This is a genomic window from Pantoea trifolii, from assembly GCF_024506435.1.
Lineage (GTDB): Bacteria > Pseudomonadota > Gammaproteobacteria > Enterobacterales > Enterobacteriaceae > Pantoea > Pantoea trifolii.
Genome location: NZ_JANIET010000001.1, coordinates 2127020 through 2146352, shown reverse-complemented (window position 1 = coordinate 2146352; position 19333 = coordinate 2127020). Strand labels below are relative to the sequence as shown.

The following is a 19333-nucleotide window of genomic DNA, read 5'->3' as shown; positions in this document are numbered from 1 at the left end:
TTATTGCGCTAACTCTTCCAGCTTATCTTTAAAGGACGGCACCGCAATCGCGCGGTTATCGGCACGATAACGATCGGCCGGCGCGGGCGCCGAACTCTGCACCGCAATCAGCTGCCACTCATCACCGTTCTTCAACAGCAGCGGCGAACCGCTGTCGCCTGGCAAGGTATCGCACTGGTGCGACAGCACTGCGCGCTGCGCCCAACCGGTCACTAAACAATCGCTGTGCGAATAGAGCGTATCCAGATGATCGGCCGGATAACCTGCCTGCGTTACTTTGCGTTGGGTGGTTTTCAAGGCGGCGGTTAAATCGCCACGCGACCCCTCAAACAACGGAATCGGCACAATACCGGACGGCGGATTATGCAAGATAACCAGCCCATAATCGTAGGGCGCGGCGCCCGGCGGCACGATCCAGCCTTCGCCGTCCGCCTGCAACCGGCGCGCTAAAGAGGGTTCAACGCGCGCATCAATATCATGAATCTCGTAACGCCAGCCTTTGGCGCTGGCCATAAAACGCAGCGCCACTGGCTTATCAAACTTGCCGGGCGGAGCCAATAAACAGTGTCCGGCGGTCAACGCCAGATGAGCAGAAATCAGGGTGGCAGTGCAGAGATTACCGCTTTCGGTCTCTAACTGACCGATGGCATCCCAGGGCGCGGCGCTCACGTCGCTAATCGCCTGGCGATGATCTTTGCCAAAGAACAACGTTTTGATGTCTTCCGGGCTAGGCCCATCTTCATCATCGGCATGTGCTGTGTGGTTAAAACTGAAAAGACCAACAAGTAACAGGATAGCCAGGCGCATAGTTCTCTCAATGGCGAGAATAAGTAGAAGTTGTTGTCATCACGCTTGAGCGATAACTATAGTCGGTGAGCGGTGAAAAAGGGAGAAATATTGGAGTAATCAGCACGCTACAACGACTAGATAAAAAAGCTGGCTGCAACTATGCCACAGAGGATCATCACAATCAGAATAATTTCGAAGCGATAGCGACGCACCATTTTTCGCTACTCCAGTAAATAAACACCCGGCATAACCGGGTGTTTTCAATCATCAATACGGTGTTGGCGCTAAGCGAATCTTATTTAGCTGCTTTTTTCACTTTGTGATGCTTTTTAGCTGCCTGAGCTTTCTGCGCAGCGGGTTTGGTTACTTTTTTGTGGTGCTTTTTAGCAGCCTGAGCTTTCTGTGCAGCTGGCTTGGTTGCTTTGTGGTGCTTTTTAGCAGCCTGGGCTTTCTGTGCAGCTGGCTTGGTTGCTTTGTGGTGCTTTTTAGCAGCCTGGGCTTTCTGTGCAGCTGGCTTGGTTGCTTTTTTGTGATGCTTTTTAGCGGCCTGAGCTTTCTGTGCAGCTGGCGCTTTCTTCTCTACTTTCTTGTGTTTCTTAGCAGCCTGCGCTTTTTGAGCAGCTGGTTTTTTGTGGTGAGCCATTTTGTGTTTAACTGGCGCAGCAGTTGTGGTTGCAGCAGCGGCTGGAGCAGCAGTTGTTTCAGCAGCGAAAGCAACAGAAGACATACCCATAGCAGCGGCGATCACCAGTGCAAATAATTTTTTCATTGCAAAATCCTCGAACTATTTTTTCATGTGTAGCCCACTGCGGGGCCGGTGAAAACACTATATGAAAAACAATTCAGGCTTTCCGTGAGGCATTGGTATCGGCGTGTAACGGATTGTACAAAGTGGGGTAAAGGAAGTGAAAAGGGCGGCCGCATGGGCCGCCGCGCAGTTTACTCAGACAGATAACGTTGTTCAAGGTGCTGACGGAAATAGTGCGGATTCAGCGCTTCGCCGGTGGCATTGATCAGCAGTTGCTGCGTCGGGAAACGGCTACCGTGCTGCCAGATGTTCTGCTGTAACCAGTCAAACACCGGCTGCAAATCGCCTTGTTGGATCAGCGTTTCGATCTGTGGAATCGCACGCTTAACCGCCTGGAACAGCTGGGCCGCGTACATCGCACCCAAGGTGTAGGTTGGGAAATAGCCAAACGCGCCGTCGGTCCAGTGAATATCCTGCATGCAGCCGTCGCGGTAATTACCGCGTGTATCAATGCCCAACGATTGCTGCATCTTCTCGTCCCACAACGCAGGGATATCATCCACTTCAATCTCGCCCTCAATCAGCGCGCGCTCGATCTCGTAACGTAAGATCACGTGCGCCGGATAGCTCAACTCATCGGCGTCGACGCGAATAAAGCCCGGCTTCACGCGCTGCGTCTGACGGATGAAATTGTTTAACGCCAGCGCAGGCTGATCGCCCATCAGCGCCACCACCTGTGGATGGATATGCTGCAGGAAGGCTTTACTGCGCCCCAGTTGCATTTCCATAAACAGGCTTTGAGATTCATGAATCGCGGTAGAACGCGCCTGCGCCACTGGCTGACCGCGCCACTGTTTTGGCAAATTCTGCTCGTAACGCGCATGGCCGGTTTCATGAATCACGCCCATCATGGCGCTGAGGAAGTCGTTCTCGTTGTAACGCGTGGTAATGCGCACATCTTCCGGCACGCCGCCACAGAATGGATGCGCACTCACATCTAACCGGCCGTGATTGAAATCGAAGCCCAGCGTTTTCATCACGCTCAGGCCGAGCTGCTTCTGTGATTCGATAGCAAACGGACCCACCGGCTGCGCGATCGGCGTTTGCTGCTGCTTCGCCACGGCTTGTTGCAATAGGTCGGGCAGCCAGCTTTTCAAATCGCCAAAGGTTTGGTCCAATTGGGCGCTGGTCATGCCGGGTTCGAATACATCCAGCAACGCATCGTAACGCGAAACGCCGAGCGCATCGGCACGCAGCTGCGCCTCTTCACGGCTCAGCTTCACCACTTCTTTCAGATTGGCGGAGAAACCTTGCCAGTCATTTGCCGGACGCTGCTGACGCCAGGCGTGCTCACAGCGCGAACCGGCCAGCGACTTGGCTTCCACCAGTGACGCTGGCAACAACGTGGCTTGTTGCCAGGCGCGCTGCATCTCGCTCAGGTTAACCTGCTCGACATCATTCAGAGATTCCTGCTGCGCGGCATCAAACAGCCCGCCGAGGCGTTTATCGGTCAGCACTTCGTGTATGAACACGCTCAGTTCGGCCATCGCTTCACCGCGTGCCTGGCTGCCGCCCGGCGGCATGGTGGTTTGCATATCGACACCGGCAATGGCACCTAAATGACCAAAGCGGGAGAGACGCTGAAAAGTGCGGCTAAGTTCTTGATAAGCTGAAGTCACGTAAAAAGCTCCTTATGACGGTAAGCGTGGCGCAATGTCCCGCAAGGGTAGATCAACCGGCCAGCAAAAGCGAACGCTGGCGCCGCCGAGCGGGCTGCTCTCAATCGAGACATTTCCCTGCATCGCCAGCGCAATAGAGTGCACGATCGCCAGACCCAAACCACAGCCGCCGGTGGCGCGATCGCGGCTCGGATCGAGGCGGACAAAAGGTTCAAACACGCGTGCGCGCTCTTCCTGCGGAATGCCCGGACCGTCGTCTTCCACCTGCAAACAGCCCAGCGCGCCATCAAACCATAAGCTGACGCGCAAACGCTGTTGCGCATAGCGCAGGGCGTTATTCACCAAATTATCCAGCACGCGCTCCATCAGGCGTGTATCGGCACTGCCAACGTTCTCCAGCTGCGGGATATCCAGCGCAATCTGCGTCTGCGGGTTCATGGTTTGCACATCTTCGATATGCACACGCAGCCATTGCGCCAGATCGAAGGATTGCAGATGGAGATCAACGCGTGGGCGATCGAGGCGCGCATACGTCAGCAACTCCTCAATCAAACTCTCCAGCTGACCCACATCGCGGTTTAGCGCGGCGGATTCCGCATCGGTGAGGTTATCGCTCATCTCCAGCCGGTAACGCAGCCGCACCAGCGGCGTGCGCAACTCGTGCGCGATGCCGTCAATCAGCTGTTTCTTACTGGCAACCAGCGTGTTGATGTTCTCCGCCATCTGATTAAACGCCACGCCAAGACTGTGCAGGCTGGAGGTGCTTTCAAAATGAGTGCGCACGTCGAGTTCGCCGCGACCAAAACGTTCGGCGGCTTTCTCCAGCCGCTGCATCTCTTGCCAGTGTGGACGCAGCCAGATAAATACCGGCAGCGCCAGCGACATACCAATAAACGCCAGCAGCGCGATATCCAAAATGCGCATCTGGTGCAGATAGAAAAGGTAAGGGATTGGGCCGACGGAAAGCACGTAATGGCTGCGCGGAATGTGCTGTAAGAAGGTGTACTGATCGTCAATGGCCACGATTTCGCCAGCGCGCAGGCGCTTCATGTCGGCATCACCCAGCTGATATTTGCTCATCGGCTCAATATTCAGATCAAACGACAGATCGAGATCGAGGCTGCGAATGGTTTTGCTCCAGTCGCGCGGCGGGATCTCGCGCAGTTCGCTGCGCATCAAAAACAGCGAACTGGCCATCAAATCGTTCATTGACTGGCGTCCGGCGCGTTCGGCGGTGAATTTGTACACCAACCCAACCAGCAATGTCATCACCAGAAAACAGACGAACAGCAGCAAATAGAACTGAATAAAGAGCTTTCTCATGCGGAACGGGTATCCCAGGCCTGCGGCGCGAACAGATAGCCTTTGTTGCGGATGGTTTTGATGCGAAACGGCTCGGTAGCGCTGTCGTACAATTTTTTACGCAGCCGAGAAATCGCCACATCAATGCTGCGGTCCATGCCATCGTAGGTGACGCCGCGCAGGGTTTTCAGCAGCGCATCGCGATTGAGGATTTGCCCGGCATGATTCGCCAGCTCCCACAGCAGATCGAAATCGGCGGTGGACAGTACAATATTCTCCTCAAACAGCGTCACCTGACGATTGAGCGAGTCGATGGTCAGTGAACCGAAACGCAACACGCGCTGCGAGCTTTGAATAGCGGGCGTCACTTCCGGCTGCCCAACATGCGCCTGACGCAGATGCAAACGCAGGCGCGCCAGCAACACCGCTGGCGGCGTGGTTTTGAGGATGTAATCGTTAGCGCCCATTTCCAGCGACAGAATGTGGTTCATGTCGCTGTCGAGTGAGGTGAGCAAGACAATCGGACCTTGCCAGCTGGCACGCAGATCGCGGCACAATGTCATGCCATCCTTGCCGGGTAACATGATATCCAGCATCACTAAATCGGGATCGTGCAGGGCGATGGTGGCTTCGGCGCGGTCACCGCGCGTTTCAACAATAACTTCAATATCGTGGCGGCCAAGGTAAGCGGCGATCAATTCGCCTACTTCTGGCTCATCTTCCACATAGACGATTTTGTTCATAATTCACTGTGACGGATGAGAATGCCAGCAGCATAGCTTTTCCTGGTCCTGAGCTCTACGTTACCGCACGAAATATCCCTGCGTTACTGGTATGTATACCGTGAAATGTGCCATCATTAGCGGCGCGTTGTAGCGCAAGGTTCGGAACCGTAACGAAAAACAGGAGGAGTGCGAGAGTGTCTGATAAAGAGCTGGCTTCAGCCGGATACAGTGATCGCATCTGCTTCAATTACAGTGATTTTCTCTCCGCTTCCTGCAAAAAACGCTGGAGTTTTGTCGATGCCATTTATGGCGTGATGCCTATTTTTGGCATGGTGACGCGTAAATCGGCGCATAACCTTCAGGCCAGCGACGATCATCTCAAAGAATTAGCATTACAAATCATTTCAACGCAGGTGAGCGACGAGATTAATATCGCGCGCCTCATCACGTTGGCCGAGCAACAGCACATCAGTCGCTTTGATATTCAGCTGCCATATCCGCTGTCAGCCGAGCAGCTTGACGCTATTCATCAGGAATACCGAAAGCCGCTCAATCTGACACAGCAGGATGACCTGCTGTGCGTTTCCATTCCCGTTCAGCCGCACTAATTCGTTAGCTGCCACAAGGCTGGCAGTGACGCCGCCATCAACAACACAATCGCGATGCGCTCCAGCTGTGACAACATCTTGTCGCCACGGCCGCCGCGTCGTGCGTACAGGAACAGCAGCAATCCAGGCGCATAAAGCACCACTGAAAGCAGCAGATGCAAGGGACCGGACGCATACAGCAGCCAAATGCCATACGCGCTGGCGCCGATGCCGGTAAACATCGCCCAGGGTTTGTTTTGCCCGCGCACCACCTTAATCAGATACAGACCAACCAGCAGATAGGGCACCAAAATCATTTCTGAGGCGATGGTCAGCAGCGTGTTGTAATCCGCGCCGGTCAAGGCGATCAAGATCAGGCAAACCTGTACGCTGCCGTTGGTCAGCCACAACGAGGCCGAAGGGGAGTTGTGGCGATTCTGGCGCGCAATGCTGCGTGGGAAGGCACCTTGTTGCGCAGCGAGGAACGGCACTTCAGCGGCCATAATTGTCCAGCTCAGATAGGCGCCGCACACCGAAATAATCAACCCAACCGCAATCACCGCATCGCCCCAATGACCCAGCAGATGCTTCATCAAACCGGCCATGGAAGGATTGCGCATCTGCGCCAGTTCGGCACGCGGAATCACGCCTAACGACAGCAGCGTAACCAGCAAATAGACCAGCAGCGCGGCCAGCACCGCCATCAGCGTGGCGCGTCCGACATCTTGCTTATTTCGCGCACGCGCAGAAACCACCACCGCGCCTTCCACACCAATAAACACCCACAAGGTGATCAGCATGGTTTGCTTCACCTGCTGCCACAGCGGCTGACCGAGTTCGACACCGCTGAAATCAAAGCGGAAGCGATCGTAGTTGAACGCCAGCAGCGCCAGCACCACAAACAGCAGCAGCGGCACCAGCTTGCCCAGCGTTGCCAGCAAATTAATGCTGGCCGCCGTTTGCACGCCGCGCAGCACCAGGCAATGCACCAGCCACAGCAGCACCGATGCGCCGAGCATCGCCTGCCACGTATTGCCATCGCCAAACACCACGCGATCCGGCGTGTCGGTAAAGAAGCTCAACGCCGAGAAGACAATCACCAGATAAGAGACGTTGGCGATAACCGCACAAAGCCAATATCCCCACGCCGAGCAGAAGCCCATCAGCTCACCAAAGCCGGCGCGCGCATAGGTAAAGATGCCGCCATCCAACTCGGGTTTAAGCCGCGTCAGTAACAGCATGGCAAGTGACAGGAAGATGATGCCAACGCCGGTGATCAGCCAGCCGATCAGCAGCGCCGCCGGGCCGGCAACCGCCGCCATGTTTTGCGGCAGGCTGAACACGCCAGCGCCCAGCATTGAGCTGAGCACCAACGCGGTGAGCGCACTAAGACCTAATTTTTTATCCAAAACGCCCATCCTAAGCAGCAGAGTATGCTGGGTGGTGACGATTCCGCTGGAGTCTCGCGTGGCAGTTAGCCAATTTTGAAACGGAATCCCCTAAAAACAGGCGGCAGATTTTACGGAGTGCAAAGGGGGAAGGCAATGCAAGACTATGCAAATCTGCGCACAGATTATGCAGTCAGTATGAAGGAGATTTTGGAAAGGGCGACGGACGCCGCCCTTAATCGGAATTACTTGAACAGATCGGCAGTGACGGTCAGGTTGCCGCCGCTCTGGTTCTGCCATTGACGCGTGATGTGATAGTACTTAGCGCCTTTTTCTACGGCACGTTTGCCAACCGCTTCAGAGACTTCGGTTGGAGTACCGAAGTGATCGGAGAAAGTGATGGTATCAAACGGTTGCATCTGCGCAGCCGTAATCGCATTCACTTCCTGCACGCTACGGCCATCGGCGGTTTTAACCGTGTAACGTTGGCCAGTTGAGCTCTGGGTTTCGAAGAAACGACCAACGTTACGGCTTGGCGTATCGGAAGAGGCCACGCCAGGAATCGCTACTTTAGTGGCGGCGGCGCCGCCAGCGGCCAGTGCTGCTTTACCGGCTTCAGAATCCGCTGGGATCGAATCAGAGGTGTTCTGAACTTTGCGCTCTGGTGCATCAGCTTTATAGATGTAAGCGGTGACGTACTGGTTGCCGCCGTTGTTGGCATCCACCTGACGCACGATAAAGAAGGATGCCGCGCCTTTATTTTTGGCTGCCTTGGCAATCGCTTCATTAACATCTGGCTGGCTTGAGAAGAAACCATTCACCGATACGGTATCGTACGGCTCAAGGCGATACGCTTCTGCTTTCGGCAACTCTTTCACGCCGGAGAAGGTGCGGTATTTAGTGGAGTCATCTGCTTTTGGTGCGTTGGCTTTATACAAGTCCGCCGTTACGCGCCAGTTACCGCCGTTGCCGTTGGTATCATTGATGCCCTGTACATAGAAAGAGTCAGCGCCTTTCGCATCAGCCTCTTTAGAGATGGCATCAGTTGCATCGCCAATCGCATTGAAACGGCCGCTGATATTAATACGTTCGAATGGTTTCAACGCGGCCGCTTGCTCTGGCGTTAACTCTTTAGCAGCAAACGCATTTGCCGCCAGCAGTGATAACAAGGTTGACGCCAGAATGGTGTTCTTCAGCTTCATAAAAATGATCCTTCGCCTTACGCAAAATGAGTACGAAAACGTGCTGGACTCTTGATGTATAACAGATTAGCCGCTGATTATTGCATGTAATAATCGGCCTGTCTCAGCCAATTTAAGCGCATAACATTGACAATCTCTGCCATTTATTCATCGGCCTGTCATTGACTCCTGTTACGGCTCTTTTTTGCACAGATAACCACTTATTCTGGTAACACTTAATGCCATAATAGTTATCGCATTGTTAAATAAAGGTTTTTGATAATACTTAATTCGACATGACACGATTTTGCGCAGCAGAATATTTTTTAATAAACATCAAATGCAGTAGCAAAACGTGGCATTCAATCTTTGCGTCTGAATATTTGTGTGAATGTCATAACCAGGCGTTATCGCTGTGGATCACTCTTCATATTTTCAGTAGGTTATAAAGACTTTGTTACATTGTGCATTTTGCTCATAAAAAGCTGAAACACGGTTTCGGCTTTTGAGCTTTTTGCCACTCACAGAACCTCATCCTTTAATTGTTGAAGGGAAACAGTATGTTAATTGGGATACCCAAAGAACGGTTAGCCAATGAGTCGCGCGTGGCCGCCACGCCAAAGACCGTTGAGCAGCTGATCAAGCTGGGATTTAGCGTCACCGTTGAACAGAGCGCAGGACTTCGCGCCAGCTTCGATGATGAGAGCTTTATCGCCGTCGGCGCCACCATCAGCAACACCCAAGATGTGTGGCAGTCTGACATCGTGTTAAAAGTGAATGCGCCTGACGACCAAGAGATCGAACTGACGCGCGCCGGTAGCACGCTGGTGAGCTTTATCTGGCCTGCACAGAATCCAGCGTTGCTGGAGAAACTGGCAGCACGCAACGTCACCGTGATGGCGATGGATTCGGTGCCGCGCATTTCTCGTGCCCAGGCGCTGGATGCGTTGAGCTCAATGGCGAATATCGCGGGTTATCGTGCCATCGTTGAAGCCGCGCACGAGTTCGGTCGCTTCTTCACCGGTCAAATCACCGCTGCCGGTAAAGTACCGCCAGCCAAAGTGATGGTGATTGGAGCGGGCGTCGCGGGATTAGCAGCCATCGGTGCGGCAGGCAGTTTAGGTGCCATCGTGCGTGCTTTCGATACGCGTCCGGAAGTGAAAGAGCAGGTGCAGAGTATGGGCGCCGAGTTCCTTGAGCTGGACTTCGAAGAAGAAGCGGGCAGTGGCGATGGGTATGCCAAAGTGATGTCTGAAGCCTTTATCAAGGCGGAAATGGAGCTGTTTGCCGCGCAGGCAAAAGACGTCGACATTATTGTCACCACCGCGCTGATTCCAGGCCGTCCGGCACCGAAGCTGATTACTGCCGAGATGGTTGCCAGCATGAAGCCGGGCAGCGTGATCGTCGATCTGGCGGCGCAAACCGGCGGTAACTGCGAATTGACGGTTGCCGATCAGGTGACCTTAACCCCCAACGGCGTGAAGATTATCGGCTACACCGATTTGCCAAGCCGCTTGCCTACGCAATCCTCACAGCTTTACGGTACCAACCTCGTCAACCTGCTGAAACTGTTGTGCAAAGAGAAAAACGGCGAAATCACCGTTGATTTCGAAGACGTGGTAGTGCGTGGCGTGACGGTAATTCGTGATGGCGAAGTGACATGGCCAGCGCCGCCGATTCAGGTTTCCGCCGCGCCGAAAGCGCAACCCGCAGCCCAGCCGCTGCCGAAGGCCGAAGCCAAGCCGGTTTCGCCGTGGCGTAAGTATCTGCTACTGGCGTTGGCAGTGGTACTGTTTGCCTGCCTGGCGAACGTGGCGCCAGCGGACTTCCTGTCGCACTTCACCGTCTTCGCGCTCTCTTGCGTGGTCGGCTATTACGTGGTGTGGAACGTGAGTCACGCATTGCACACGCCGTTGATGGCCGTCACCAACGCCATTTCCGGCATTATTGTGGTGGGTGCGGTGCTGCAAATGGGCCACGGCGGTTGGGTAACGATTCTGTCGTTTATCGCCGTGCTGATCGCCAGCATCAATATCTTCGGTGGTTTCACCGTCACCCAGCGCATGCTGAAAATGTTTCGTAAGAATTAAGGGGTAGCAACATGTCTGGCGGATTAGTTACTGCAGCATATATTGTTGCCGCGATTCTGTTTATTTGCAGCCTTGCTGGTCTCTCGAAACACGAGACCTCGAAGCAGGGTAATATTTTTGGCATGAGCGGCATGGCCATTGCGCTGCTGGCCACCATTTTTGGCCCGAATACCGGTAACGTTGCCTGGATTTTGGTGGCGATGGTGATTGGTGGTGCGATTGGCTTGCGCCTGGCGAAGAAAGTCGAAATGACCGAAATGCCAGAGCTGGTTGCCATTCTGCACAGCTTTGTCGGTTTGGCGGCGGTGTTAGTGGGTTTCAACAGTTACATCGACCACGCGCCAGGCCTCGCGCCGGTGATGGAAAATATCCATCTGACCGAAGTGTTCCTCGGCATCTTTATCGGTGCGGTGACCTTCACCGGTTCACTGGTGGCATTTGGCAAACTGCGCGGCAAGATCTCCTCTTCAGCGCTGATGCTGCCGCATCGTCATAAGATGAACCTTGCGGCGCTGGTGGTTTCCTTCCTGCTGATGCTGTGGTTCGTGCAAACCGATAGCACTGGCGCGCAGGTGTTTGCGCTGCTGCTGATGACCATCATTGCGTTGGTGTTTGGCTGGCATCTGGTGGCGTCGATCGGCGGTGCGGATATGCCGGTTGTGGTTTCGATGCTGAACTCTTACTCCGGTTGGGCCGCCGCGGCGGCGGGCTTCATGCTGAGTAATGACTTGCTGATTGTTACCGGCGCGCTGGTCGGTTCTTCCGGTGCCATCCTCTCTTACATCATGTGTAAAGCGATGAATCGCTCCTTTATCAGCGTGATCGCCGGTGGTTTTGGTACCGACGTAAGCGTGGGCGGCGAAAGCGATGAAGTCGGCGAGCACCGTGAAATTACGGCGGAAGAAACAGCAGAAATGCTGAAAGCCTCATCTTCTGTGGTGATCACGCCGGGTTATGGCATGGCGGTGGCGCAGGCGCAGTATCCGGTGGCTGAGATTACCGAAAAGCTGCGCGCACGCGGTATTAAAGTTCGCTTTGGTATTCACCCGGTTGCCGGTCGTCTGCCGGGCCACATGAACGTGCTGCTGGCGGAAGCGAAAGTACCTTACGATGTGGTGCTGGAAATGGACGAAATTAACGATGACTTCAGCGATACCGATACCGTGTTGGTGATCGGCGCGAATGACACCGTTAACCCAGCCGCACTGGAAGATCCGCGCAGTCCAATCGCTGGCATGCCGGTGCTGGAAGTGTGGAAAGCGCAGAACGTGATTGTGTTTAAACGCTCGATGAGCACCGGATATGCAGGCGTCCAAAATCCGCTGTTCTTTAAAGGCAATACGCAGATGCTGTTTGGTGATGCGAAAGCGAGCGTGGAAGGCATTCTGCGCGCGCTGTAAAAAAGCAGGGCGGTGATGTGACTCACCGCCCTGAGTAGATAGTGAAAGGGCGGCCATTGCGAGCCGCCCTTTTTTAATCAATCGTCTTCATCTTCTTCGTCATCGTAATCAATCGGCGATTTGAAATCATCTGGCTTGATCGCCAGTAAATCGCAGCGCAGATGATCGATCACTTGTTCCGCAGTGTTACCCAGAAACGCTGCTGACAAACCGGTACGGCCGATGGTGCCGAGCACCACAATGCCGGCGTCCAGATGCGAAGCGATATCCGGAATCACTTCCTCAGGCAAACCTTTCGCCACATGGGTGAACTCTTCACCGATTGAGAATTTTTGTCGCAGCGCTTTCATCGCCACTAAATGCTGTCCGCGAATCGCGTCGTTGTAGACGCTAGGATCAAAGTCCGGCAGTTCGATAGCAATGTTGATGGGTGTGATGGGATAAGCGCCGACCAAATGCACTTCGGTGTGATTCACCATCTCGGCCAGCAGCGTAGTTTCACGAATCAACTTCTGGTTAAGCTCATCGTGATGCGGCTCTTCGCTGGCGAGATTGACCGCCACCACCGCTTTGCCGCCCTCAGGCCACGCCTGATCTTTCACCATCCACACTGGGCAAGGGCATTTCCGCAGCAGGTGCCAATCCGTCGGGGTGAAGATTACTGCTTCCAGGCGATCGTGCTGGTGTGCCATTTTCAGCACTAAATCATGCTGATGCGCCATAATTTCCTGAATGATGGCTTCATACGGACGGTTATGCCAAACCACTTTGATTTCAATTTCAACGCCAGCCTCAATATATGCCTGGGCCTGTTGGCGAATCCATTCGGTACGTTGGCTGATCACCCCTTTGCGCATATTGGAGCGCTCATCGGGCGACAGCAGCGTGGTCATTTCATATGAGAAGTCGTAAATAGGCAGGAAAGCTTTGATTTTTCCGCCGATACGTTGATTGAGATAAACCGCACGACGCAGCGCGGGCTGATCGTCCTGCTGGGCATCAATAGCCACCAGAATATTTTGGTACCGGGACATAGGCCGATCTCCTAAAACCAAAGCAAGTTGGATTAAAGATAGCCTAAGTTTGGACAGGGCAGAAGCGGAAAAGTTGTTGCCGGATCAATAAAATAACTTTTATTAACCCGGCACAAAATCACGCGGCTTGTTCGGTCTGGCCAGCTAATTCTGCCAGCAAAGCGTGGTTCTCGATGGTGATATATTTGCCTTTAACCGCCAGCATGCCACTTTTCTGGAAGCGACCCAGCAAACGGCTGATGGTTTCTACGGTTAGTCCCAAATAGTTACCAATATCGCCGCGCGTCATGGTCAGACGGAATTCACGCTGTGAGAAACCGCGCTGGCCGAAACGGCGCGACAGATTCCAGACAAACGCCGCCAGACGCTCTTCGGCATTTTTCTTCGACAGCAGCAGAATCATATCCTGATCGCCTTTGATTTCACCGCTCATCAAACGCATCATCTGCTGACGTAGCGCTGGCATTTTACCAGAGAGATCGTCGAGGGTTTCAAACGGGATTTCGCACACCATTGCGGTTTCCAGCGCTTGCGCAAAGCTTGGATGTTTTGCACCGACAATGGCGTCAAAACCAACCAAATCGCCTGCCAGATGGAAGCCAGTAATTTGCTCGTCGCCTTGTTCAGTGATGGTGTAGCTTTTGATGGTGCCGGAGCGGATTGCGTAGAGCGATTTCAGTTCATCACCGGCTTTGAACAGCGTCTGGCCTTTTTGAATCGGCTTTTTGCGCTCAATGATGTTATCCAGCTGATCCAGTTCGTGCTCGTTCAGCGTGAAGGGAATACACAATTGGCTGATACTGCAATCCTGACAATGGATGGCACAACCGCCAGACTGAATACGTCGAATGCTGCGTTTTTCCTGGATCATATTAGTTACGCTCGATGATTATTGACTGCGGTCAATTTTAACATTTTTCGAAGCGAAGGGAACTCATCCGAGCAGTAAATGTCCTTAAAACCCCACAAATGTCAGGTATTACAGGGTTTGCGCTGGTCTGACCTAAGGGCATTTATTGATCTGGAACGTTTTGTTGCCAGGTTTACAGTTAGACATGGCTTAATACAGCGCAAAAAGTGACAGATGTTTTGCAAATAATCCTTTGCTACTCTTTTGCTTTGGCGTCGATTTGGACGCTCAGGTAAACACCAGGCGAGAGGAAACACCATGAACCTTGATGATGAAGACCTTTTCCGCGATGCCATGGGTGATGTAACACCATTAAAAAACTGCGCTAACACCCAATGGCTACGCGCCCCTTCGCCTAAAGCGCCACGCGCGCCGCAGGAAAGTGACGAGCAGGAAAATTTCCTTACGCGTGGCTTTCTCGACATCGTTCCACTGACAACACCGCTGGAATTTAAGGTTGAGGGCGTACAGCAAGGCGTGCTGGATAAGCTGCGGCTAGGCAAATATCCGCCGGAAGCCAGCCTTAATCTGCTGCGTCAACCGGTTGAAACCTGTCGTCAGGCGCTGTTCAGCTTTATGCAACAAGCCAACAAACATGGATTGCGCAATCTGCTGATCATTCATGGCAAAGGTCGTGACGATGAGTCGCACGCCAATATTGTGCGCAGCTATGTGGCGCGATGGTTGCAGGAGTTTGCAGAAGTGCAGACCTTTTGCACGGCGCAGCCGAAAGATGGCGGGGCGGGCGCGCTCTATGTCGGCTTACGTAAAACCGAACAGGCGCGCCTCGAGAACCGTGAACGTCATGCGAAACACAGTCGCTAGCTGTGGAATTTGCGGATGGTCGCCATCAACACTTCGGCGCTCAGGCTTAGCGGACTGCCGCTGCGCGTAATAATGCCAACCGGTTCGCCTGGCCCCGGCGAGGCAATCGGTAGCGCACACAGCGCATCGTGATTTAAATCTTCTTTAATGGCGCCGGAAGGCACAAACCACACATAGTCGTAACGCAGCGCCAGCTGGCGCGCCAGCGATGTCGATGAGGTTTCGACGCAGTTTGCTGGCAAGGTACAACCTTGCTCATTCAGCATATGCTGCGCGATACGGCGTGGCGCGGTGCCTTCCGGAGAAATCACCACCGGCCACTGCATCGCGCGCGACAGCATAACGTTTTCGCTTAACAGCGGATGATCCGGGCGCACAACTAGTTTAAGTGATTCCAGGAACAGCAATTCATAGGTTAACCCGGCCATCATGTCGCTGTCCGCCATCCGACCAATGCCAACATCAAACTCACCCGCACGTAAACCGGCCAACAGCACGTTATTGTGCAACGTTGCGACCTGCACCGTGGTGTTAGGTTGCTGTTCATGGAAGCGATCAAGAATTTGCGGCAGCATGCCCATCGCAGCGGTAGTCAGCGCGCCGAGTCGAATCACCACCGGCCGGCCAGGCTGCGGTGCGTTAAAGCTCTGACCCGCATGATTGAGCGCATCCAGCACTTTCACCGCATGAATCAGAAACTGTTCGCCCAGCGTGGTGAGCTGCGCGCCGAGCCGTCCGCGCTCAAACAGCCGCGCGCCTGCCAGCTCTTCCAGCTCATTCAGTGTTTTCGACAAAGCAGGCTGGCTCAGATTGAGCGTTTCAGCGGCACGACCGAGCGTGCCTTGCTGCGCTACCGCCACAAAGGTATGTAAATGACGCAAGCGAATGCGCTGATTGAAAAGGATATTTTTGTCCATACGCCCAACATAATGAGTTATGACGAGAAGCAGCAATGAGGAAACGTTAATTATGTTAACTTGCCTGCAAATTTATATTAACAAAAACGCCGCGACACAACCTTTATGCCTAACCTGCTGAATTTAAGCGTAATGCTGCAAATGACACTTTTTGTCGAATATTCAGCTTACGTAAAATCAACAACATAATTCGATAAAAGCTGAATAATTCTCAATTACATCCAAAAACAGTGCCCGCTATTGTTAACGATGAGCTATGATAAGCGCCGTTTTTTTTACTAAAACTGATGCCCTAAACGGTTAAAAGTGCAGGAGTCGTTACGTGACCAGCGTTGAAGCAGTAGATGTTCGCCAGCTTATCAATAAGAGTGCGCTTAGCAGCTGGCAGAAGCGCTTAATCGCGCTGTGCTTCGTGGTAGTGGCGCTGGACGGCATGGACATTGCGCTAATGGGCTTTATCGCGCCGACGCTGAAAGCCAGTTGGGGCGTGACTAACCATCAACTCGGCCTGGTGATCAGCGCAGCGTTGATTGGTCTGGCGCTGGGCGCGATGGTCGCCGGGCCGCTGGCCGATCGTTATGGTCGCCGCGTGATGATCCTGATCAGCGTACTGTTTTTCGGCCTGTGGACGCTGGCCACGGCGATGGCGCAGAACATCGAACAGATGATGCTGTTCCGCTTTCTCACCGGTTTAGGGCTTGGCGCCGCCATGCCTAACGTTGGCACTTTGGTGGCCGAATACGCGCCCGAACGTCGTCGCTCCTTCATTATTACCGTGGTGTTCTGTGGCTTTACCTTTGGAGCCGCAACCGGTGGCTTTGCCGCTTCGTGGCTGTTGCCGCGCTATGACTGGCACTCCGTCATGCTGATGGGCGGCGTGCTGCCGCTGCTGGTGCTGCCTTTTTTAGTGCGCGGCTTACCGGAATCGGTACGTTTCCTGATTAGCCGTCGTGCGCCTGCCGCACATATTCACGCCATCCTCGAACGTATGCTGCCCGGCACCGTGCAGCCGGGTAGCCATTACCAAAGCACTGAGCTGCCCACCGCGCGTAAAGGTTCCGTGGCAACCGTGTTGTCGCGCCGCTATCTGTTTGGCAGTTTGATGTTGTGGGGCGGCTACTTTATGGGGCTGTTCCTCGTTTACCTGATTGGCAGCTGGATGCCTTCGCTGATCAGCACGCTTGGCATGTCGGTGACGGAAGCGGCGATTGTCACGGCGATGTATCAGGCCGGTGGAACCATTGGCTCGCTGTTTGCCGGTTGGTTGATGGATCGCATCAACGCCAATCTGGCGCTGGCGGTGATCTATTTCTGCGGCGGCATTGCCATTGTGGCGCTGGGTTTTTCTCCTGCGCAGGTTGGCTTAATGAGCGCTATCGCTTTCTGCAGCGGCTTCTGTTTCAACGGTGCCAACACCGGCATGAATGCGCTCTCCGCCAGTTATTATCCCACACACGCCCGAGCCACCGGCTCGAGCTGGATGCACGGCGTAGGCCGCATCGGCGCCATCATCAGCGCCTTTGTCGGAGCTGAGTTGTTAACGCTCGGCTGGACGTTCAGTCAGATCTTCCTGCTGCTGGCGATTCCTGCGGTATTAACCACCCTCATGCTGGTGCTGAAATGTCGTTTTGGTGACCAGTCAAACCTCACTGAGTGACAAGGCGATCACAGTTCCACGAAATTGTTACCCGCCGCTAAAGGGTTGATCTACAGTAGCATCAACCCGTAAGCCCAAGGTGATGATGATGCCAAACTTTCTCAGCAGCGATGCCATCCGCACGCTGTTCTCGCAGGCAATGTCGGCCATGTATCAGCAGGAAGTGCCGCAATACGGCACGCTGACGCAGTTGGTCACCGCCGTTAATGAACGTACGCTGGAAGCCAATCCCGAGTTGAAAAACCGCTTGTCGGCTGCTGATGAGCTGAGTCGCCTCAGCGTCGAGCGTCACGGTGCGATTCGTGTCGGCAAGGCCGATGAACTCAGAACGTTGCGCCAGATGTTTGCCGTGATGGGCATGGAAGCGGTGGGATATTACGACCTGTCGCAAGCCGGTGTGCCGGTGCACTCCACGGCGTTTCGTCCGGTCAGCGACCGCGCATTGCGCCACAATCCGTTCCGCGTGTTCACCTCGCTGCTGCGTCTCGAACTGATTGATGATGCGGCGCTGCGTGAGAAGGCCGCTACGATTCTCGCCGCGCGCGATATCTTTACGCCGGGTTGCCGTGCCTTGATCGCTAAGCATCAGCAGCAGGGCGGTTTAAACGCAGCGGATGCGGCGACTTTCGTGCAGGAAGCGCTGGAAACTTTCCGCTGGCATGCGCACACCACCGTAGACAGCGCCACCTATCGCGCATTGAGCCAGCAGCATCGTCTGATTGCCGATGTGGTGTGTTTCCGCGGTTGCCACATCAATCATTTAACGCCGCGCACGCTAGATATCGATCGCGTGCAATCACTGATGCCGTCACGCGGTATCGATCCCAAAACCCTGATTGAAGGCCCGCCGCAGCGCAAAGTGCCGATTCTACTGCGCCAGACCAGCTTCAAAGCCCTGGAAGAAGCGGTGCACTTTAATGATGGCACGCCGGGCACGCATACCGCGCGCTTTGGTGAGATTGAACAGCGCGGCGCAGCGCTCACGCCGAAAGGGCGCGAACTTTACGATCGTTTGCTGGCCGAAGCCGGTACCGGCAGCGATAACCAACATCACCAGCAACATCTCAGCGCGGTGTTTGGTGACTTCCCCGATGACGAGGAGACCTTGCGCGAACAGCAATTGGCTTGGTTCCGCTATCGCCTGACCGACAAAGGCGAGCATCTGCCGCCACGCGCGGGCGAAAGCGTGACGCAGTTGCTGGCAGAAGGGCGATTGAGCGCCGAACCGATCGTTTACGAGGATTTCCTGCCGGTGAGCGCAGCGGGGATTTTCCAGTCAAATCTGGGCGATGTGGCGCAAACGCGCAGCGCAGGTAATGCCAGCCGGGCGGATTTTGAAAGCGCGCTTGGTACAGCGGTGCAGGATGAGATGGCGTTGTATCAGCAGATGCAGCAGCGCAGTCTTGAGCGCTGTGGCGTAGCGTAAGAAATGTTACAGCCGGTCTGAAATTCAGCAGACCGGCTGCTTTTCTTGTGGTTATTGCAAGCGCGCGTCACGCACCAGCGTGTACTTCCCGGCACCCAAAAACATAATGGCGAGCGCGCCCAGCAGGTAAAGAGCTTCTGTCTCCAGCGCCCAGGCTCCGACATCTGTGCGATGCCAGACAGCGCCCATTTTTACCAGCAGAGTCGCAACAATCATGTTCACCGCAATAATGAACGCCGCAGGGCGCGTCAGTAATCCGATGATCACCATTACAGGTGCCGCTATTTCCCCGATGCAAGCACCGTAAGCGATGAAACCTGGCATCCCTTTGACGGCGAGCATGTGCGCTATCCAGCCCACACCATGCACCACCTTGAACGCCCCATGAAACAGCAGCAGTCCGCCAAACGTCAGGCGTAACAGCAGTTTGCCGAAATCCGGGTGATCGCTCATCCGGTTGAACATCTGGTTAATGCCACCCAACATGGTGTTTCTCCGTCGCGCCAGGTTAACTTGCAACCTTAAAACAATTGGTCTCAATGGGGTTAGCCAAAATATTTGATGGAGTTGTTCAAAGAATCGCGCCACGGTTCGGCATAATCTGCAAATGCTTTGAGAACATGGACATTCGTCCAAGGCCTGCAAATAATGGAACGATGCATTATCAGGGAACCC

At 54.3% G+C, this 19333-nt stretch carries 18 protein-coding genes; 6 read left to right on the top strand and 12 right to left on the bottom strand.

The window, feature by feature from the left end; all coding sequences use genetic code 11:
• The 6 genes from NQH49_RS09975 to rstA form a co-directional block, all read right to left on the bottom strand.
• Nucleotides 1–807, bottom strand: a complete 807-nt coding sequence (locus tag NQH49_RS09975; RefSeq protein ID WP_154193524.1) for a trypsin-like serine peptidase — start codon at nt 805–807, stop codon at nt 1–3.
• A 116-nt stretch (nt 808–923) separates the two neighbouring features.
• Entirely contained in the window at nt 924–1004 is an 81-nt protein-coding gene (gene ydgU, locus NQH49_RS23565) for a small membrane protein YdgU (protein WP_455843913.1), read from the bottom strand.
• A gap of 80 nt (nt 1005–1084) precedes the next feature.
• A complete protein-coding gene (gene asr, locus NQH49_RS09970) occupies nt 1085–1558 on the bottom strand; it encodes an acid resistance repetitive basic protein Asr (protein WP_256696516.1) in 474 nt (157 codons plus the stop codon).
• Between the two features lie 170 nt (nt 1559–1728).
• On the bottom strand, nt 1729–3216 hold the full coding sequence (locus NQH49_RS09965) for a carboxypeptidase M32 (RefSeq protein WP_256696515.1): 1488 nt from the start codon (nt 3214–3216) through the stop codon (nt 1729–1731).
• 12 nt (nt 3217–3228) lie between these two features.
• Nucleotides 3229–4539, bottom strand: coding sequence for a two-component system sensor histidine kinase RstB (gene rstB / locus NQH49_RS09960; RefSeq protein WP_008106406.1), 1311 nt, complete (start codon nt 4537–4539; stop codon nt 3229–3231).
• A complete protein-coding gene (gene rstA, locus NQH49_RS09955; protein ID WP_008106404.1) occupies nt 4536–5261 on the bottom strand; it encodes a two-component system response regulator RstA in 726 nt (241 codons plus the stop codon). The genes rstB and rstA overlap by 4 nt, the downstream gene beginning before the upstream one ends.
• 176 nt (nt 5262–5437) lie before the next feature.
• Between rstA and NQH49_RS09950 the strand changes: the two genes are divergently transcribed.
• Nucleotides 5438–5851, top strand: coding sequence for a hypothetical protein (locus NQH49_RS09950; protein ID WP_008106403.1), 414 nt, complete (start codon nt 5438–5440; stop codon nt 5849–5851).
• On the opposite strand, the gene NQH49_RS09945 is transcribed toward NQH49_RS09950, so the two are convergent.
• Nucleotides 5848–7239 (bottom strand): amino acid permease, encoded by a 1392-nt coding sequence (locus NQH49_RS09945; RefSeq protein ID WP_008106401.1) that lies wholly within the window; start codon nt 7237–7239, stop codon nt 5848–5850. The two genes, NQH49_RS09950 and NQH49_RS09945, sit on opposite strands and share 4 nt — an antisense overlap.
• A 224-nt stretch (nt 7240–7463) precedes the next feature.
• The gene (gene ydgH / locus NQH49_RS09940; protein ID WP_256696514.1) at nt 7464–8420 is read right to left on the bottom strand and encodes a DUF1471 family protein YdgH; all 957 of its coding nucleotides are present in this window, start codon (nt 8418–8420) and stop codon (nt 7464–7466) included.
• Nucleotides 8421–8959: 539 nt separating this feature from the next.
• On the opposite strand from ydgH, the gene pntA reads away from it, so the two are divergent.
• Both pntA and pntB read left to right on the top strand, forming a co-directional pair.
• Nucleotides 8960–10489 carry a Re/Si-specific NAD(P)(+) transhydrogenase subunit alpha gene (pntA, locus tag NQH49_RS09935; RefSeq protein WP_256696513.1) on the top strand — a complete coding sequence of 510 codons (1530 nt, stop codon included), beginning with the start codon at nt 8960–8962 and terminating at the stop codon, nt 10487–10489.
• An 11-nt stretch (nt 10490–10500) separates the two neighbouring features.
• The gene (gene pntB, locus NQH49_RS09930; protein WP_256696512.1) at nt 10501–11889 is read left to right on the top strand and encodes a Re/Si-specific NAD(P)(+) transhydrogenase subunit beta; all 1389 of its coding nucleotides are present in this window, start codon (nt 10501–10503) and stop codon (nt 11887–11889) included.
• A 77-nt stretch (nt 11890–11966) separates the two neighbouring features.
• Here pntB and uspE read toward each other — a convergent pair whose 3' ends face one another.
• Together uspE and NQH49_RS09920 are read right to left on the bottom strand one after the other, a co-directional pair.
• Nucleotides 11967–12923 (bottom strand): universal stress protein UspE, encoded by a 957-nt coding sequence (gene uspE, locus NQH49_RS09925; protein WP_008106394.1) that lies wholly within the window; start codon nt 12921–12923, stop codon nt 11967–11969.
• A gap of 118 nt (nt 12924–13041) precedes the next feature.
• Complete coding sequence (locus tag NQH49_RS09920) at nt 13042–13794, bottom strand: fumarate/nitrate reduction transcriptional regulator Fnr (RefSeq protein ID WP_008106391.1); 753 nt, start codon at nt 13792–13794, stop codon at nt 13042–13044.
• Between the two features lie 297 nt (nt 13795–14091).
• On the opposite strand from NQH49_RS09920, the gene smrA reads away from it, so the two are divergent.
• Nucleotides 14092–14658 carry a DNA endonuclease SmrA gene (smrA, locus tag NQH49_RS09915; protein ID WP_154156237.1) on the top strand — a complete coding sequence of 189 codons (567 nt, stop codon included), beginning with the start codon at nt 14092–14094 and terminating at the stop codon, nt 14656–14658.
• On the opposite strand, the gene NQH49_RS09910 is transcribed toward smrA, so the two are convergent.
• Nucleotides 14655–15575, bottom strand: coding sequence for a LysR substrate-binding domain-containing protein (locus NQH49_RS09910; RefSeq protein WP_176971919.1), 921 nt, complete (start codon nt 15573–15575; stop codon nt 14655–14657). The two genes, smrA and NQH49_RS09910, sit on opposite strands and share 4 nt — an antisense overlap.
• A 322-nt stretch (nt 15576–15897) precedes the next feature.
• On the opposite strand from NQH49_RS09910, the gene NQH49_RS09905 reads away from it, so the two are divergent.
• The gene (locus tag NQH49_RS09905; protein WP_256696511.1) at nt 15898–17232 is read left to right on the top strand and encodes an MFS transporter; all 1335 of its coding nucleotides are present in this window, start codon (nt 15898–15900) and stop codon (nt 17230–17232) included.
• A gap of 88 nt (nt 17233–17320) precedes the next feature.
• Entirely contained in the window at nt 17321–18658 is a 1338-nt protein-coding gene (gene hglS, locus NQH49_RS09900; protein ID WP_256696510.1) for a 2-oxoadipate dioxygenase/decarboxylase HglS, read from the top strand.
• A gap of 51 nt (nt 18659–18709) precedes the next feature.
• Here the strand turns inward: hglS and NQH49_RS09895 are convergent, their stop codons facing one another.
• Nucleotides 18710–19144: a DoxX family protein gene (locus NQH49_RS09895; protein WP_256696509.1), complete on the bottom strand. Its 435-nt coding sequence runs from the start codon at nt 19142–19144 to the stop codon at nt 18710–18712.
• Between the last annotated feature and the right edge of the window lie 189 nt (nt 19145–19333).

Coding starts and splice junctions, on each gene's coding strand:
- NQH49_RS09975 (WP_154193524.1), bottom strand. CDS start 807: ATGCGCCTGGCTATCCTGTTACTTGTTGGTCTTTTCAGTTTTAACCAC.
- ydgU (WP_455843913.1), bottom strand. CDS start 1,004: ATGGTGCGTCGCTATCGCTTCGAAATTATTCTGATTGTGATGATCCTC.
- asr (WP_256696516.1), bottom strand. CDS start 1,558: ATGAAAAAATTATTTGCACTGGTGATCGCCGCTGCTATGGGTATGTCT.
- rstB (WP_008106406.1), bottom strand. CDS start 4,539: ATGAGAAAGCTCTTTATTCAGTTCTATTTGCTGCTGTTCGTCTGTTTT.
- rstA (WP_008106404.1), bottom strand. CDS start 5,261: ATGAACAAAATCGTCTATGTGGAAGATGAGCCAGAAGTAGGCGAATTG.
- ydgH (WP_256696514.1), bottom strand. CDS start 8,420: ATGAAGCTGAAGAACACCATTCTGGCGTCAACCTTGTTATCACTGCTG.
- pntA (WP_256696513.1), top strand. CDS start 8,960: ATGTTAATTGGGATACCCAAAGAACGGTTAGCCAATGAGTCGCGCGTG.
- pntB (WP_256696512.1), top strand. CDS start 10,501: ATGTCTGGCGGATTAGTTACTGCAGCATATATTGTTGCCGCGATTCTG.
- uspE (WP_008106394.1), bottom strand. CDS start 12,923: ATGTCCCGGTACCAAAATATTCTGGTGGCTATTGATGCCCAGCAGGAC.
- NQH49_RS09920 (WP_008106391.1), bottom strand. CDS start 13,794: ATGATCCAGGAAAAACGCAGCATTCGACGTATTCAGTCTGGCGGTTGT.
- smrA (WP_154156237.1), top strand. CDS start 14,092: ATGAACCTTGATGATGAAGACCTTTTCCGCGATGCCATGGGTGATGTA.
- NQH49_RS09910 (WP_176971919.1), bottom strand. CDS start 15,575: ATGGACAAAAATATCCTTTTCAATCAGCGCATTCGCTTGCGTCATTTA.
- hglS (WP_256696510.1), top strand. CDS start 17,321: ATGCCAAACTTTCTCAGCAGCGATGCCATCCGCACGCTGTTCTCGCAG.
- NQH49_RS09895 (WP_256696509.1), bottom strand. CDS start 19,144: ATGTTGGGTGGCATTAACCAGATGTTCAACCGGATGAGCGATCACCCG.